The following is a 13,620-nucleotide window of genomic DNA, read 5'->3' as shown; positions in this document are numbered from 1 at the left end:
AGGCATGCTGCTCCACCATGGCATCTTTCCTCGGTCCGCCTCACCCTCGAAGGTCGGCACCGCAACCACGCACCGCGTGGACCGTCGGCAGGTCTTCGGACTTGCGGGCCGATGGCCTACTCGCCGCGGCTTCCCAGGAGGACCTCCCAGTGCCGTACTGCGGCTTTCGTTCCCGCTCACCGCTGCGGGGCAGTCCCGGATTCTCACCGGATTCCCTCTTGCCTCGCTGGCCGTACCAGCGAACCGACGGTAATTACAATATATTGAGGTATGTGACAGTTGTCAATACTACATATGGGATTTTTATATCCGGAGGTACCCCTCGATGAGGAGGTCACGCCCGACCTGGGTCACGCGGACATCGGCCAGCTCGAGAGCGGAGGCCATGTCGGCCACGCCGCGACCACCCACCGGCGCGGGGGCGCCCTCGCCACCGATCAGCTTGGGAGCTACGAACGCCACTATCTTGTCGGCCAGGCCCACATCCAGCAGGGCGCCGTGCAGCGTTCCCCCGCCTTCGACCAGCGCGGTGTTGACTCCCGTGTCCCCCAGGTACCTCAGGAGCGCCTCCAGGGGCACCCTGCCGTCCTCCGGGGCGAACACCGCCACCTCCGCGCCAGCATCCTGCCAGGCCAGCCTCCTGTCCTCGGGGGCCAGGGTGGTGCAAGCTACGAGCGTCCTCCCCGGGGTGTCCCGCCGGAGCATGGCGGCCCTGGCGGGAGTCCTGCCGCGGCTGTCGACCACCACACGCAGGGGGTGGTGCGGGCCGCCGTAGCCGCACAGCTCGGGTGGGAGGCGGGTGGTGAGCAGCGGGTCGTCGGCGAGGACCGTGCCCACGCCCACCATGATGGCGTCCGCCCTGTCCCGCAGCCTGTGCGCGCAAGTCCGGGCCTCCTCGCCGGTGATCCACTTGGAGCTGCCGGTGCGGGTGGCTATGCGCCCGTCGAGCGTCATGGCGTACTTGAGGGTCACAAACGGCAGGCCGGTCCTCACCCTCTTGAAGAAGCCCTCGTTGATCCGCGTGGCCTCGCGCTCGCAAAGCCCGAGGTGCACCTCTATGCCGGCCTCCCTGAGCTGCGCCACACCCCTGCCGTGCACCTTGGGGTTGGGATCGAGGGTGGCGGCATGCACCTCCCGCACGCCCGCCCGGATGATCGCCTCCGTGCAGGGAGGGGTTCTTCCCCAGTGAGAGCAAGGCTCGAGGGTGACGTAGAGGATGGCTCCCCTGGCTGCTTCCCCAGCCTCTGCCAGCGCCACCACCTCGGCGTGGGGCCCGCCGGGCGGCTGGGTGGCGCCCTTGCCGATCACCAGGCCGTCCCTCACGACCACGGCGCCCACCGCCGGGTTGGGCCAAGTGCGCCCGAGGGCGCTCTCGGCGAGCTCCAGCGCCCTGCGCATGGCCTCCTCGTGCGTGCTCGTGGTTGCCAGCTTCTCCTGCATGCTACATAATGGTAACATGTAAGCTGTACAACTTTCCCGAAGGAGCAAGGCATGAAGGCGTTCTTGGGTTCGATCATCGGTGGCGTGTTGCTGATAGTCCTCACCCTGGTGGTGGGGTTCGCGACGGGCAGGGACCTGCATACTCTAGCGGGCGTGGTGATGCTTGTGGGCACGCTGGGGTTCTACTACGGAGGAGTCTTCGGCAGCCTCTTCGAGGAACCCACCAACTGATCCTTGCTTTCGTTGACGTTTGGGTGTAACCTTGTGTAACAAACGTCAACGTCTTTTGTGGAAGGGGAACGCCTCTTGAGGATCAGGGTCAAGCTCTACCCCGAAGAGCACGATGAGCTTGTGTTGCCCCTGCACTACAACCACGCGGTGCAGGGGTTCGTCTACAGCAACCTGGATGCCGGTCTGGCGCGCTGGGTGCACGACGAGGGCCACGCCTATTTCCGCCGCAACTTCAAGATGTTCACCTTCGCGCGCCTCGGGGGCAGGTACCGCATACACCAGGGCCGCATCAGCTTCCTAGAGGGGGTGACGATCCGCATAGCTGCGGTGGACGCGGACCTGCTCGCCTCCATCGCCGAGCACCTGCTCAAGCGGCCGCAGGTACGCCTGGGCAACGAGGTCTGCCGGGTGGACGAGGTGGCGGTGGAGCCCAAGCCCGAGGTGGGTCAGGAGGACAGGTTGGTGGTGAGGGCAGCCTCCCCCATCACCGTGTACAGCACCCTTACAACCATCAGGGGTAGCAGGAAGACCTACTATTACTCGCCCTATGAGGACGAGTGGAGCCAGGGCATCATCTCCAACCTGGCCAGGAAGGCCAAGTCCCTGTGCTGGCAGACCGACCCGGAGCGGGACCTCGAGGGCTCGTATCTCAAGCCCCTGCGCGTGACCACCCGCGACATGAGCGTGGTCAACTACAAGGGCAACATCATCAAGGGATGGCTGGGCATCTACGAGCTCCGGCTCCCGGAGCCCTACTTCTGGCTGGCCTACGATGCCGGCCTGGGCGCCAAGAACGCCCAGGGCTTCGGCATGTTCGACGTCCTACGGCCGCGGCAGGTGATGGAGGAGCCGGAGGTATGTTCTCACAATGCAAACTGAGGCAGGTATCTGGCATGGGTCTCGAGCAGCTCGTCCAACATGGCGCGGGCTGCCTCCACGTCCTGCACTAGTGGGTCGGCTAGCATAGCCTGCAACGCCAGCTCCCGGTCTCCCGTAAGGGCGGCATCCACGGTGAGCTCCTGTTGATGGATGCGCGCGCTCAGCACCGCGGCGATGCCCTCCGGCAGCTCCCCCACGGCCACGCCGCGCACCCCGTAGCCGCTGACGACCCCCGGTACCTCCACGATCCCCTCCGGCGGCAGGTTGGGTATCAGCCCCTCGTTGGGCACGTTCACCGCGAGCTCGTGCTGCGGCCGATCGCGCAGGATGGCCTCCATGATGCTGACGGCCCTCTCGCCCTCCCGAGCCTCGTCCAGGAGGGAAGGGTCTATGGGCGCGGTGCCCTCCGCCTCGGCGCGTAGGTGGTCCCACAGAGAGCCCTTGCCCGCGAGGATGTCGTTGGTCAGGTCCAGCCCAGGCTGGAGGCCGTAGGCCAGCTGCCCGCCCTCCACGCGCAGGAAGTAGGGGAAGAACTCCGCCACGTGGCGATCCCCCGGCGACGGGTACAGCCCGTAGACCTCCATCAGGGTGGCGCTCACGCGCTGCAGGCCGCCGTAGGGGTCACGGCTTGCCCAGCGCTCGGGCTCGCGCAGCCTCTGAGCGACCAGGTGCCGAAAGCGGGGGTACACGTCCTCCCCTCGGTAGCGCATGTCCAGCACCCACGACAGATGGTTCACCCCGGCGGCCACGAGGTGCAGCTCGTCCGGGGGCACTCCCAGATCCTGGGCGATGGCCCGGCGGGTGTGCAGGATGCCGTGGCAGAGCCCCACGCACCTGATGGACGTGGCCTTGCGCACGGCGCGGACGTTGACGCTCAGGGGGTTGGTGTAGTTCAGGAGCCACGCTTGGGGGCACAGCTCCTCCATGTCGCGCGCGATGGCCACCAACTCCGGTACGTGGCGCAGCGCTCGCGACACCCCTCCAGGCCCCACGGAGTCGCCCACCGTCTGGTAGATGCCGTACCGCTCGGGGATGCGCAGGTCCCGCTCCCACGCCCGCGCGCCCCCAACGGCGATAGTCGTGGTCACGAAGTCCGCCCCCGGCAGCGCCTGGCGGCGGTCCGTGGTGCCCTCGACCCGCAGCGCCACCCCTTTCTGGTCTGCCAGGCGGCGGGCGAGCTTCACCATCACCTCCACGGCGCGCGGGTCGATGTCCACCAGCACCACCTCGGCATCGTGCAACGACTCCGAGCGGGTCAGGTCAGCGATTAGCCCGGGTGTGAACACCGTGCTGCCCGCGCCTATGATGACTATCTTGGGTTTGGCCATGCATCTCCTCCTCTCACTTTATGCCCGTCAGCACAAAGGCGTTGACGATGTATCTCTGAAAGATGCCGAAGACGACGAACACCGGCAGCACCATCATCGTCGCCGAGGCCATCACCAGGTCGTACCGCTGCGCGTGGGCGCTGTTGAAGAAGCTCAACGCCAGGGGCAGCGTCATCTTGTTCAGGTCGTTGACCACCACCAACGGCCACAGGTAGTCGTTCCAGGATCCCAGGAAGGTGAATATGCCCAGCGCGGCCAGCGGCGGGCCCACCAGCGGCACGATCACCCGGGAGTAGATGGAGAACTCGGAGGCGCCGTCCATCCGCGCCGCCTCGATCAGGTCGTTGGGGATGTTGGCTATGAACTGGCGCAGCAGGAACACCCCAAAGGCGCTCACCATCCCGGGCACTATCAGGGCCCACAGGGTGTTGAGCAGGTGCAGGTAGTCCGCTATGAGGTACATGGGGATGAGCAGCACCGAGAACGGCACCATCATTGTGCTCAGCAGGAGCACGAACAGCAGCCCCTTGCCAGGGAAGTCGAACTTGGCGAAGATGTAGCCGGCGATCGAGCTCGTGAACAGCGTGATCAGGGTGACCGACGAGGCCACGACGATGCTGTTGCGGAACCAGGTGAGGTAGGGTGCCGATCGCAGCACCTCGCGGAAGCTGTCCAGCGAGGGGTGCTCGGGGATGAGCGTCGGCGGTATCTGGATGATCTCGGCGGAGGTCTTGAAGGCGTTGGAGAGCATGAGGAAGAAGGGCATGGCGAACACCAGGGCCAACAGGGTGAGCACCAGGTACAGCGCGAGGTCGCCGGCCTTGAGGCGCCTGCGGGCCCGGGCGACGACGTGCTCTCGCTCCGCCAGCGCCGCGGTCTGAGTGGTTCTAACCGTCATATCAGTACTCCCATCTCGCGCGCAGCAGCCTGAGCTGCACGAGCGTGATCAGCAGGATGATGAGCATCAATACCACGGACATGGCCGAGGCGTAGCCCATCTGGAAGTCCTGGAAGCCCTTGAGGTAGATGTAGAGCACCAGCGTCTCGCTGGCGTGGATGGGCCCGCCGCCGGTCATGACCTGGACGTGTGTGAACTCCTGCAGGTAGGAGATCATCGTCAGCACGAGCACGAAGGCCAGCGTGCGCTGCAGCAGCGGCAGGGTGATGTACCGGAAGCGCGCCCAGGCGCCGGCGCCGTCCACCTTGGCGGCGTCGTAGAACTCCTCGGGTATGCCCTGCAGGCCGGCGAGGAACACGATGATGTTGTACCCCAGGTCCTGCCACAGCGCCGCCACCATCACTGCCCACAGCGCCGTGCTCGGGTCCGCTAGCCAGGCCCTCGTGGGCAGCCCGAGGGCGCTCAGGAAGGTGTTGAGCCACCCCGCCATGGGGTCGTAGATGGGCTGCCAGATAAGGGACACGATCACCGCCGAGGTGATCGTGGGCATGAAGAAGGAGGCTCGAAAGAGCGCTCGCAGCCTGGAGATCCTGTTGAGCCCTATGGCGATCGGCAGCGAGGTCACGATGTTGAGGGGCACTGCCACCAGGGCGAACTTCAGCGTGTTCCCCAGGGCGTTGAGGAAGAACGGGTCCTTGGTGAAGGCGAAGGTGTAGTTGCGCAGCCCCACGAACGGCACCGTGGGCGACAGCTGGTTGTACCTGTGCAGGCTGAGCCATATCACCATCGCTATGGGCAGGAACGAGAAGACCACGAACAGCAGCATGATCGGGGTCAGCCAGGTGGCGACGAACACCATCCGCCTGGAGTGACCGGGCGGCCGGCTGCGGACCCTTCTGGCGCCGAGTTGTCTAGTGATCACCATGGCTCCACCTCCCCTAGGGCCCCACGTGCTCATCGATCATGGCGTTGATCTTCTTCTCGGCGTCCTTGAGGGCGTCCTCCGGCGACATCTTGCCCAGCTCGACGGAGGTGAAGGCGTCGTGCACGTACTGCCAGAAGCGATCCCTGTCCTGCACGGGCCCCACCCACTGGCCATACTGCAGCACCTCGAAGGAGGTCTTCATCTGGGGAGCGTTCTGCAGGATCTTCTTGTCGTCCTTGAGCTCCTTGAGGGAGGGGATCGTGAACGTCAGGATGTTCCAGTCGCGCAGGTTCTCCGGCTGGTGGATGAACTCGATGAACTTCCAGGCGGCCTCCTTGATCTCGGGCTTGGCCTTGGCGTTGACCACCTCTCCCCAGCCGGACTCGGCCGCGAACTTGGGCTCGGTGCCGGCGTAGGGGGGCATGGGCACGTAGTCGAACTTGAACTGGGGGAACTGCTCCTTCGCCACCGCTATGACCCAGGGGCCCCGCATGGCCATCCCTGCCTTGCCGCGGAAGAAGATCTCGTAGGAGTCGCCCGTGTAGGCCTGCTCGCTGTCCACCTTGTACTTGGTGACGAGGGCCGTCTCGTCGGCCCAGGCCTTCTTGGCGGCCTCCGTGGAGAAGTCGACGTGCACGCCGTCCTTGGCCCAGTAGGTCGCTCCCTGCTGCAGGATCATCGACAGGAACAGGAAGGTGATGCTGTCGTTGTTGGTGAAGGCGAAGCCCACCTGCTGGATCTTCCCCTTCTGGTCCCTCTTCGTCAGGCGCTGGGCGTCCGAGATGAGCTCCGCCCAGGTCTGCGGGTAGGCCTTGATGTTGGCCTCCTGGAACAGCTTGGGGTTGGCCAGCATGCCGCCGTTCTCCAGGTTGTACTCGTTGGGCATGCCGTAGTACTTGCCCTCCCACTTGTAGGCGCCCAGCGCCGCGGGCCAGAACCTGTCCTCCATCGAGCCCGCGATGTCGGGCGGCACGGGCTCCAGGAGGCCGTTCTTGGCGTAGTCCGTCACCCAGGTGCCGAACATCTGCTGCATATCTGCCACGGTACCGGATCTATAACCCGCCTGCAGCTTGCGGATGAACACGTCGTACGGAAAATACTGATACACGATGTGGATGTTGGAATTTGCCTGCTCGAATCTGCGGATCATCTCCTTATTAGCGGCGACGAACGCCGGGTTGTTGTGGGTCCACCACGTGACGTTGGTCTTGCCGGCGATGGGGGTGGACACCGACACCCCTTTGGCCTCGACCGTAGCGGTCAGGCTGGCCGGGGGCAGCGTGGGCTGGGCGCCTCCCCCGGGCGCGCCGCAGCCCGCCAGCGACAGCCCCGCCAGCGCCGCGGCCTGTAGGAACCGCCTCCGGGTTAGGACTTGCTTGGGAATGCGTCCCTGTGACATCTTGCTCCTCCTGCACTTTATAGTCTCTAGGTTCTGCCAAGACGGTCCTCGTGCCCTATAGACATCACCTCCGTGCCTAGACGACGTCGACCTTTATGCCCTGCTCCCGCAGCGCGGCGATGTCGTCCTGCGGGGCGGCCTTGTCCGTGATCACCCTGCGTATCCTCCTGATCGGGGCTACCCGGATGGTGGCCACCCTGCCGAACTTGGTGTGATCGGCCAACACGATCACCTCCCGGGAGGCGTCCATCAGCGCCCTATCCACCTGCACCTCGGCCATGTCGTCCGCCGAGAGGCCGTAGTCGGCGTGGATGGCGGGGGTGCCCATGAAGAGCTTATCCGCCCGTATGTTCTCCAGCGCCTCCTCCGTCAGCACGCCCAGCAGGCTGAGGTGGCCGTGCCGCAGGACGCCCCCCAGGACGATCACGGTGATGTTGGGGTAGGAGGCCAGCAGAGTGGCTATGTTGAGCGCGCTGGTGATCACCGTAAGGTCCCGCTTGTCCGCCAGGTAGGGGATCATCTCGGCGGTGGTCGTGCCGCCCGATACCATGATGGAGTCGCCGTCATCGACGTACTGCGCGGCGGCCCTCCCGATGCGCCTCTTCTCCTCCACCTGCAGGGCGGCGCGGCTGAGGAGAGGGGGCTCCGGGAAGCCTTGGGTGTGCCTCATCCTGCGGGGCACGCCCCCGCCGTGGGCCCGCTCGATCAGCCCCTTCCTGCTGAGTAGCAGGAGGTCGCGCCGGATGGTCGCCTCGCTCACGCCGAACTGCCTGCTCAGCTCGGCCACGGTGGCGCCGTTGTTCTCCTCGATGAAGCTGACTATCTGTTGCCGTCGCTCCGCATCCAGCATCCTGGCCCCACCTCTCATCCTGAGGTGAGGTAATACTACTACTGCCAAGCGCAAATGTCAATATTTGATCGCTCGAATATGATCGTAGATGCTCTTTTATGATCGTTTGTGGTGCGCGGGCCAAAATATGTGGGGGGAGGCGATCGCCTCCCCCCACGCGCAGGGGGTAGGAGTAGTGGGTGATGTCAAGATACCTCATAGGAGGGGCTGCGCTTGGGCCGCTCCTCCTCTTCCTCCTCGTCGGAGTAGTAGAATTCCCCGGTCTCGACCACGGGCGCGGCCTGGTGGCTGCGCCGGAGCGGGAGCTCGGGCAGGAAGAGGGTAACTACGGTGGATACGAGCACCGCGACTGCGGCCACCAGGAATATGCCGGTGATCGCCGAGGAGAGCGATACCTTGATCGACTCCATCAGCTGCCGCAGGATCGCCTCGCCCTGCGGGCCCAGCTGCGCGAACGCTCGCTGCATCGCCTGCCTAGCCTCGGGGCTGACCAGCACCTGCGGGTTGTCCAGCGCCTTCAGCCTGTCGGCGGGCACGATCTGGGTCAGCTGCCTAGGCAGGTTGGTCTGCAGGGCGTCCTGGAACCGGTTGTTGAGCAGCGAGCCGTAGATCGCCACGCCTATCGTGCCGCCTATGGCCCGGAAGAACTGGAGCGAGCTGGTGCCCACGCCCAGCATCTTGTAGGGCAGGGCGTTCTGCACCGCCATGGTGAACACGGGCATCGTGACGCCCAGCCCGAGGCCCGTGATGACCATGTTGCGGACCACCAGGGCGTTGGTGGCGGAGGCATCCATCCTCGATAGCAGGTAGAGGCCTCCGGTCATGACCAGCAGCCCCACGATGGTGATCACCTTGTACTTGCCGGTGCGCGATATGATCTGCCCGGACACGATGCTGGAGAAGATGAGCGCGAACATCATCGGCATCAGGATCGTGCCGCTGCTGGTGGCGGAGGTCCCGATGACTCCCTGCACGAACAGGGGGATGTACATGATGGCGCCGAACATCCCCGCGGAGGTGATGAAGGTCGAGATGACCGAGACCGTGAATGTGCGGTTGCGGAACAGGGAGAGCGGTATCACCGGCTCCTGGGCCCTGGTCTCAAGCCAGATGAACCCCAGGATCATGACCGCGGAGAACGCCAGCAGCCCGATTATCCGGCTGGAGCCCCAGGGGTACTCCGTGCCCGCCCAGGAGAACGCGATCAGCATCGGCACCACGCCGAAGATCAGCGCCAGCACTCCCCAGTAGTCGATCGAGCGCTCGTGACCGTGGGGCCTGATGTTGGGGAAGAACAGGAACAGCGTGCCCAGCGCCAGCACCCCTATCGGCACGTTCACGTAGAACACCCAGCGCCAATTCAGGTTATCGGTGATCCAGCCGCCGAGCGTCGGCCCCACTATGCTGGCCAGGCCGAACACGGCGCTGAACACTCCCTGGATCTTGCCTCTCTCCGCGGGCGGGAACAGGTCCCCCACCACCGTGAAGGCTATGGCCTGCATCACGCCTGCCCCCACTCCCTGCAGTCCCCGGAACAGGATGAGCTGGGTCATGGTCTGGCTGAGGCCGCAGAGCCAGGAGGCGACCAGGAACAGCGCCACTCCCCCCAGGTAGAACCACTTGCGGCCGTAGATATCCGACAGCTTGCCGAATATCGGCACCATCGTGGTGGAGGTCACCATGTAGGCGGTGAACACCCAGGCGTAGTGGTTGAAGCCCCTCAGCTCGGCTATCACCCTGGGCATCGCGGTGCCGACGACCGTCTGGTCCAACGCCGACAGCAGCATCGCCAGCAGCAGCCCCGCTAGGGTGAGGTAGACCTGCCTGCGCGGCAGCTCGCTCAGGCTTGTGGCCTTGGGTGCAGCAACGGTGGTTTGCGCCATGTATCTATCCCTCCTTCTTACTCAACTGATCGATCCGGTTCGCGGTGCGTCAGGTAAGCCTCCTTGAGGCCCGCCGCGCACTCGTCCATCTTCTGCAGTATGCGCCTAAGCTCCTCCTGCTCGTCCGCCTCCAGGCAGGCGATCACGTCGCCTATGGCGCCCAACACCCTCTCCCTGCCCGACTCCAGGAGCCGTTGACCCTTGTCGGTCAGCGACAGGTAGACCGCCCTGCGGTCGTCGCTGCCCCTCTCGCGGTGCACTAGCCCATGCTCCACCAGGGTGTCCACCATGCTGGTGGCAGCTGGCAGGGAGACGAACATCTTGCGCGCTAGGTCGCTGGGCTGCCTGCAACCATAGGCTATGGCCCCCAACGCGAACAGCTGCTGGATGCTCAACCCCAGCTGCTGGCTCTCCTGCCTCAGCGTGTGGGAGAGCACCCACCGGAGGTGGAACAGCAGCGAGAAGAGCAGCTCGGCGCATTGCTGTTGTGTCGCATGCATCCTTATCACCTTTCGTTCCCGGTAATTAAGATATTTTAATTATTAACTACGTTTAGTATATTACATCCTAATTGTTTGTCAAGGAACTTTTGCCCACATCATAGGGTTTTATCCTTGGAGGTGGCTAGATGGGGAAATACTTGGCGTCTCCTGGCTGGCGCAGGGCGTTGATATCCGGGCTGTTGGCCCTGATGGTGGTGTTGGGGCTGCACCTCGACGCTCGGCGGGTCCACAGCATGCACCCTCGCCCCAACGTCGTGCTGATCGTCACGGACGATCAGCGGGTGGGCACGCTGGGGGTTATGCCTCGTACTCGCTACTGGCTGGTGCGCGGGGGCACGTACTTCAGCCACGCCTACGTCACCACGCCGCTGTGCTGTCCTTCCCGGAGCTCGATCTTCACCGGCCTCTACGCCCACAACCACCACGTCGTGCAGAACGTGTACGGCGACAGGCTCCCTCAGCAGCTCACGATCCAGCACTACCTCCAGCGCGCCGGCTACGTGACGGCGATCTTCGGCAAGTACCTCAACTACTGGGACGTGTACCGGGCTCCTCCCTACTTCGACCGATGGGGGATACAGGAGCCCGTACATGTCAACGCGCTCTTCAACGAGCAGGGCAGGGTGGAGCGCGTGCCGGGGTACTCCACGGACCACGTCGCGGACGACGCCGTGGAGTTCATCCGCGAGAGGGCAGCAGCCGGCAACGGGCGCCCATTCTTCCTATACGTTGCCCCCCACGTGCCGCACGCCCCGTTCCAACCTCCGGAGAGGTACGCGGACGCGCCTGTGCCTCCCTTCCGTGGTGATCCTGCCACATGTGAGCGGGACATATCCGACAAGCCTCCCTTCGTGCGCAGGTTGGAGCGTACCCACCGCGTGGAGCACTACCAGCTGCCTCCGGACGACCGAGGGCGCATGCGTTGGTCGAGTGCGCAGCGGCAGCGCTACTTCACACAGATCATCCCCACCCAGCAGGAGAGGATGCTCATGGCCGCCGATGACCTAGTGAACAGGGTGATGAGCACGCTGCACAGCACGGGGCTGGACCGCAACACCCTGGTGATCTACATCTCGGACAACGGCTTCCTCTGGGGCGAGCACGGGCTGGTGTCCAAGTCCTGGCCCTACACGCAGTCCGTGCAGGTGCCCATGATGATGCGCTGGCCCGGGCACGTGCCCGCCGGTGCGGTGGACGATCGCCTAGTGGCCAACATAGACATAGCTCCCACGATAGCGCAGGCCACCGGCGTCCAGATTGATGCGCCGATGGACGGCCACTCCCTGCTGGACAGGCGCTTCCGTCGGTCGGCGCTGCTTCTGGAGCACTGGTCCCCCACCTGGTCGTCGCTGATCACCCCCGGCTACCAGTACGTGGAGTACTACCACGACTGGGGACTGCGGCACATGACGTTCAGGGAGTACTACGACCTGCGTAGAGATCCCTGGGAGCTGCACAACCTGCTGAGCGGGATAGCCACTAGCCAGGGCTTACCCCTGGAGAGGCTCCACCAGCAGCTGCGGGAGTACGAGGGCTGTCGGGCCTTCACCTGCCCATAGGGGTGGAAATCCTCGGCCGATTGTGACATATTTGTACTCGAATCCATACGACGCGTCGTGATGGCGCATGGGAGGGAGGCATGGATGCTAGGCTGGTAGGCGACGAGGACGCCGGGGTGGGGTCCCCGGTGGTGACCATGAGGGGGGTGCGCAAGCTCTACGGCAGCGTGGAGGCGCTGCGTGGGATCGACCTCGACGTGCGTCCCGGGGAGCTCCTGGCGATGCTGGGCCCCAACGGTGCGGGCAAGACGACCGCGATCAACATCATGCTCGGTCTGCGGAGGGCGACCGAGGGCGAGGTCAGGTTGTTCGGTGGTGATCCCCGGGACTGGAGGTGCCGGCTGCGGGTGGGGGCGACCCCTCAGAACATAGGCTTCCCAGGGGAGCTGAAGGTGAGGGAAGTATTGGAGCTCGTGCGGGCGCACTACCCCAGGCCTATGACCGCTGAGGAGGCCATGGCCAGGTTCGGGCTGGAGGACGTGGCGGGCAGGCGCACGAGCGCCCTCAGCGGCGGCCAGCGGCGCAGGTTGGCGGTGGCGCTGGCCTTCGTGGGCAACCCGGAGGTGGTCTTTCTGGACGAGCCCACGACCGGGCTGGACGTCGAGTCCCGGCGATCTCTGTGGGACGCCACCCGCGAGTTCGTCTCCCAGGGGAGGACGGTGGTGCTCACCACCCACTACCTGGAGGAGGCCGAGGCGTTGGCCACCCGGGTGGTGGTGATCAACGAGGGCAAGGTGGTGGCGGAGGGCCGGGTCGACGAGATCAAGGCGATCGTTGGCGTGCGCCGGGTGCGCTTCGAGGCTCCCTCGCTGCCGGCGCTGCCGGAGGTCGTCAGCGTCCACCAGGAGGGCTGCACCTACACCGTCTACACGAAGGACTCGGATGCCCTGGTGAGGGCGCTGGTCACCTCGGGCGTGAGCTTCGCCAACCTGGAGGTGCTGGCTGTTAGCCTCGAGGAGGCATTCATCGCGATCACGGAGGGTAGCAGATGAGGTTGCTGTGGGCGCACACTCGATCGATGGTCCTGCTGTACCTGCGGACGCCGGAGTACATCACCGGTACCTTGCTCCTGCCGCTGGTGCTGTTCCTCTTCTTCGCGGTGCCTAACGCCGATAGCTCCAGCGCGGCCAACTTCGTCCTGGGCTCCTTCATGGTGTTCGCCGTGCTGGGGGTAGCGATCTTCCAGTTCGGGGTGGGGATCGCTACCGAGCGCAGCACGCCCTGGGAGGTCTACCTGCGCACCCTGCCTTTGCCCATGAGCGTGCGCACGGCCGCCCGCTTCCTCAACTCCTTCCTGTTCGCGCTGCTGACCGGGCTGGCGGTGCTCGTGCTCGCTCTCCTCACCACGCCGGTGTCGATGGGGGCAGGGCAGTGGGCGCGCTTCGCGGTCGCGATCCTGCTGGGGCTGGTGCCGTTCACGCTGCTCGGCATAGCCATAGGGTACTCCACGGGGCCCAGGGCCGCGATAGCGGTCGCCAACATGCTTTGGCTGCCGCTGTCCTTCCTGGGCGGGCTGTGGGTGCCCCCGGACGCGCTGCCGAGCGCTGCCGCCAAGGTGTCGCCCTACCTGCCGACCAGGCGCTGGGGCAACATCGTGTGGGACGTGGTGCGGGGTGATCCCTGGAGGCTCCAGGACTGGCTGTGGCTGCTGGGTTACACCCTGCTGTTCCTCGTCGTGGCGCTCTGGTTCTACCGTCGGGACGAGGGCCAGAACTACGTGTAGGA

At 65.1% G+C, this 13,620-nt stretch carries 13 protein-coding genes and 1 riboswitch; of the genes, 5 read left to right on the top strand and 8 right to left on the bottom strand.

Annotation, left to right across the window (positions count from 1 at the left end):
* Positions 1 to 69: 69 nt before the first annotated feature.
* Positions 70 to 263: riboswitch (cobalamin riboswitch) on the bottom strand.
* 40 nt (positions 264 to 303) lie between these two features.
* A complete protein-coding gene (ribD, locus tag TTER_RS13175; RefSeq protein WP_049823078.1) occupies positions 304 to 1,440 on the bottom strand; it encodes a bifunctional diaminohydroxyphosphoribosylaminopyrimidine deaminase/5-amino-6-(5-phosphoribosylamino)uracil reductase RibD in 1,137 nt (378 codons plus the stop codon).
* Between the two features lie 51 nt (positions 1,441 to 1,491).
* Between ribD and TTER_RS13170 the strand changes: the two genes are divergently transcribed.
* Positions 1,492 to 1,671 (top strand): hypothetical protein, encoded by a 180-nt coding sequence (locus tag TTER_RS13170; RefSeq protein WP_012876538.1) that lies wholly within the window; start codon positions 1,492 to 1,494, stop codon positions 1,669 to 1,671.
* A 75-nt stretch (positions 1,672 to 1,746) separates the two neighbouring features.
* A complete protein-coding gene (cas6, locus tag TTER_RS13165) occupies positions 1,747 to 2,550 on the top strand; it encodes a CRISPR-associated endoribonuclease Cas6 (protein ID WP_012876537.1) in 804 nt (267 codons plus the stop codon).
* Here cas6 and TTER_RS13160 read toward each other — a convergent pair.
* The 7 genes from TTER_RS13160 to TTER_RS15115 all read right to left on the bottom strand — a co-directional run bounded on the left by TTER_RS13160 (position 2,535) and on the right by TTER_RS15115 (position 10,333).
* Positions 2,535 to 3,878: a family 4 glycosyl hydrolase gene (locus tag TTER_RS13160; RefSeq protein ID WP_012876536.1), complete on the bottom strand. Its 1,344-nt coding sequence runs from the start codon at positions 3,876 to 3,878 to the stop codon at positions 2,535 to 2,537. The genes cas6 and TTER_RS13160 overlap by 16 nt on opposite strands.
* A gap of 13 nt (positions 3,879 to 3,891) precedes the next feature.
* Positions 3,892 to 4,776 (bottom strand): carbohydrate ABC transporter permease, encoded by an 885-nt coding sequence (locus tag TTER_RS13155; protein ID WP_012876535.1) that lies wholly within the window; start codon positions 4,774 to 4,776, stop codon positions 3,892 to 3,894.
* A 1-nt stretch (position 4,777) separates the two neighbouring features.
* A complete protein-coding gene (locus TTER_RS13150; protein ID WP_012876534.1) occupies positions 4,778 to 5,701 on the bottom strand; it encodes a carbohydrate ABC transporter permease in 924 nt (307 codons plus the stop codon).
* 13 nt (positions 5,702 to 5,714) lie between these two features.
* The gene (locus TTER_RS13145; RefSeq protein ID WP_012876533.1) at positions 5,715 to 7,100 is read right to left on the bottom strand and encodes an ABC transporter substrate-binding protein; all 1,386 of its coding nucleotides are present in this window, start codon (positions 7,098 to 7,100) and stop codon (positions 5,715 to 5,717) included.
* 76 nt (positions 7,101 to 7,176) lie between these two features.
* Entirely contained in the window at positions 7,177 to 7,950 is a 774-nt protein-coding gene (locus TTER_RS13140) for a DeoR/GlpR family DNA-binding transcription regulator (protein WP_012876532.1), read from the bottom strand.
* 185 nt (positions 7,951 to 8,135) lie between these two features.
* A complete protein-coding gene (locus TTER_RS13135) occupies positions 8,136 to 9,833 on the bottom strand; it encodes an MDR family MFS transporter (RefSeq protein ID WP_012876531.1) in 1,698 nt (565 codons plus the stop codon).
* Positions 9,834 to 9,850: 17 nt separating this feature from the next.
* Positions 9,851 to 10,333 carry a MarR family winged helix-turn-helix transcriptional regulator gene (locus TTER_RS15115; RefSeq protein ID WP_012876530.1) on the bottom strand — a complete coding sequence of 161 codons (483 nt, stop codon included), beginning with the start codon at positions 10,331 to 10,333 and terminating at the stop codon, positions 9,851 to 9,853.
* Between the two features lie 128 nt (positions 10,334 to 10,461).
* Between TTER_RS15115 and TTER_RS13125 the strand changes: the two genes are divergently transcribed.
* From TTER_RS13125 to TTER_RS13115, 3 genes are all read left to right on the top strand, one after another.
* The gene (locus TTER_RS13125; protein ID WP_012876529.1) at positions 10,462 to 11,895 is read left to right on the top strand and encodes a sulfatase family protein; all 1,434 of its coding nucleotides are present in this window, start codon (positions 10,462 to 10,464) and stop codon (positions 11,893 to 11,895) included.
* An 80-nt stretch (positions 11,896 to 11,975) separates the two neighbouring features.
* On the top strand, positions 11,976 to 12,887 hold the full coding sequence (locus tag TTER_RS13120) for an ABC transporter ATP-binding protein (protein ID WP_012876528.1): 912 nt from the start codon (positions 11,976 to 11,978) through the stop codon (positions 12,885 to 12,887).
* Positions 12,884 to 13,618, top strand: a complete 735-nt coding sequence (locus tag TTER_RS13115) for an ABC transporter permease (protein ID WP_012876527.1) — start codon at positions 12,884 to 12,886, stop codon at positions 13,616 to 13,618. The genes TTER_RS13120 and TTER_RS13115 overlap by 4 nt, the downstream gene beginning before the upstream one ends.
* The last annotated feature ends 2 nt before the right edge of the window (positions 13,619 to 13,620 follow it).

It is taken from the genome of Thermobaculum terrenum ATCC BAA-798, from assembly GCF_000025005.1.
Taxonomy (GTDB): Bacteria; Chloroflexota; Chloroflexia; order Thermobaculales; family Thermobaculaceae; genus Thermobaculum; species Thermobaculum terrenum.
The sequence above is the reverse complement of the archived record's forward strand: the minus strand, read 5'-3'. Positions and strand labels throughout refer to the sequence as shown.

Bases quoted from the DNA above. Each gene is read 5' to 3' on its own strand.
- ribD (WP_049823078.1), bottom strand. From the start codon at position 1,440: ATGCAGGAGAAGCTGGCAACCACGAGCACGCACGAGGAGGCCATGCGC.
- TTER_RS13170 (WP_012876538.1), top strand. From the start codon at position 1,492: ATGAAGGCGTTCTTGGGTTCGATCATCGGTGGCGTGTTGCTGATAGTC.
- TTER_RS13160 (WP_012876536.1), bottom strand. From the start codon at position 3,878: ATGGCCAAACCCAAGATAGTCATCATAGGCGCGGGCAGCACGGTGTTC.
- TTER_RS13155 (WP_012876535.1), bottom strand. From the start codon at position 4,776: ATGACGGTTAGAACCACTCAGACCGCGGCGCTGGCGGAGCGAGAGCAC.
- TTER_RS13150 (WP_012876534.1), bottom strand. From the start codon at position 5,701: ATGGTGATCACTAGACAACTCGGCGCCAGAAGGGTCCGCAGCCGGCCG.
- TTER_RS13145 (WP_012876533.1), bottom strand. From the start codon at position 7,100: ATGTCACAGGGACGCATTCCCAAGCAAGTCCTAACCCGGAGGCGGTTC.
- TTER_RS13140 (WP_012876532.1), bottom strand. From the start codon at position 7,950: ATGCTGGATGCGGAGCGACGGCAACAGATAGTCAGCTTCATCGAGGAG.
- TTER_RS13135 (WP_012876531.1), bottom strand. From the start codon at position 9,833: ATGGCGCAAACCACCGTTGCTGCACCCAAGGCCACAAGCCTGAGCGAG.
- TTER_RS15115 (WP_012876530.1), bottom strand. From the start codon at position 10,333: ATGCATGCGACACAACAGCAATGCGCCGAGCTGCTCTTCTCGCTGCTG.
- TTER_RS13125 (WP_012876529.1), top strand. From the start codon at position 10,462: ATGGGGAAATACTTGGCGTCTCCTGGCTGGCGCAGGGCGTTGATATCC.
- TTER_RS13120 (WP_012876528.1), top strand. From the start codon at position 11,976: ATGGATGCTAGGCTGGTAGGCGACGAGGACGCCGGGGTGGGGTCCCCG.
- TTER_RS13115 (WP_012876527.1), top strand. From the start codon at position 12,884: ATGAGGTTGCTGTGGGCGCACACTCGATCGATGGTCCTGCTGTACCTG.